The following is a 930-nucleotide window of genomic DNA, read 5'->3' as shown; positions in this document are numbered from 1 at the left end:
GTGCTTAATCAACACTGGGAGTGGCTTAATATTGTTAAGCCACCACAAGTCCAAAGACTGCCTGATATTCTTACCCCTGCTGAAGTCACTATCGTTATTAGCCTTACTCATAAGCTGCGATATCAAGTGTGCTTTCTCACCTAATACAGTATGGGATTGCGCCTCGGTGAGGCCATTTCACTGCAGGTTGGCGATATCGATTCACAGATGATGCAGGTACACATTCGTAACGCCAAAGGTGGAAAAGGTCATTTTTTGCTCCAGCAAAAATGACATACATCACATCCATGTGATTAACAGGTTGGTGCCTTTGCCCAAACGGACCTTGTTAGCGCTGCGATATTACTGGCAAACTCATCGCCACCCACGGCTGATTTTTCTGGTAAAGATGGCCAGCCAGACTCAAAGATCGATAAAGGCGGGACTTACTTTAAAATCAGAAGGAAAAAGCCCTCAAGCGGGTTATTCGTGAGTGTAATATTCATAAGTCCAACAGCCCACATAATCTGCGCCACAGCTACGCCACTCATCTGTTAGAGCAAGGGTTAGATTTGCGTTCAGTACAAAGCCTGCTCGGTCACAACAGCCTTAATACCACAGCCCGTTATACCCGCCTCACCACTATCACGCGAAAAAATACCGCTCAGTCAGTTAACCAACTGACTGATAATTTGGTGCTCAAGTGGGAGTGTGACCTATGACGTTCATCGAACTTTTACGCGACCACCTCGATGCCTTTAATCAGGCTTATGATGGTCACATTACATCATCCATGCGTCACGCCATTTTTGGCATGCTTAATTGTCGCAGCAACACTGAGCGAACCAGCCAGTGGGCATGTCAGGGCTGCACGCATACTGCTGATTTCCCGCTGTCATGTGGTCATCGCAGTTGCCCTCAATGCCAGCACAACGCCACGACAGAGTGGCT

2 protein-coding genes are annotated in these 930 nt (G+C 47.5%); both read left to right on the top strand.

What is annotated here, in order from left to right:
• Positions 1–464 precede the first annotated feature (464 nt).
• On the top strand, positions 465–701 hold the full coding sequence (locus tag Q4557_RS19755; protein WP_368506501.1) for a tyrosine-type recombinase/integrase: 237 nt from the start codon (positions 465–467) through the stop codon (positions 699–701).
• Positions 698–930 (top strand): transposase zinc-binding domain-containing protein (locus Q4557_RS19750; protein ID WP_303415037.1); only part of this gene is annotated, 233 nt, incomplete at its 3' end. The genes Q4557_RS19755 and Q4557_RS19750, both read left to right, overlap by 4 nt.

The organism is Shewanella sp. 5_MG-2023, from assembly GCF_030547465.1.
Classification (GTDB): domain Bacteria; phylum Pseudomonadota; class Gammaproteobacteria; order Enterobacterales; family Shewanellaceae; genus Shewanella.
This window is presented reverse-complemented; position numbering and strand designations above follow the sequence as displayed.